Origin of the sequence: Yoonia sp. R2-816 (assembly GCF_046762905.1) — a bacterium.
Lineage (GTDB): Bacteria > Pseudomonadota > Alphaproteobacteria > Rhodobacterales > Rhodobacteraceae > Yoonia.
In genome coordinates this window covers 1-203 of the sequence record NZ_JBKQXN010000090.1, presented here as the reverse complement: position 1 = coordinate 203, position 203 = coordinate 1, and the positions used below count along the sequence as shown (strand labels likewise).

The window sequence follows — 203 nt, the reverse complement described above, 5'->3', positions numbered from 1 at the left end:
AGGGCGAAATCCGTGATCGAACCGCAGAGGCACAACACTACCGCATGGCGGGTCTCAATCTGCTCGCTGCAATCATCATCTTTTGGAATACTAACCAGCTAGGGAAAGCGGTTCAGCAGAGGCGAAAGGCTGGATTGGACTGCCCGCCTGAGCTTCTGTCGCACATCTCACCGCTCGGATGGGCGCATATCTTGCTTACAGGC

Annotated in this window: 1 protein-coding gene; it reads left to right on the top strand. The window is 55.7% G+C overall.

Annotated features, from left to right (window positions below):
- Positions 1-203: Tn3 family transposase (locus ACFWW2_RS01595; protein ID WP_393925615.1), on the top strand; the 203-nt coding region annotated here is incomplete at both ends.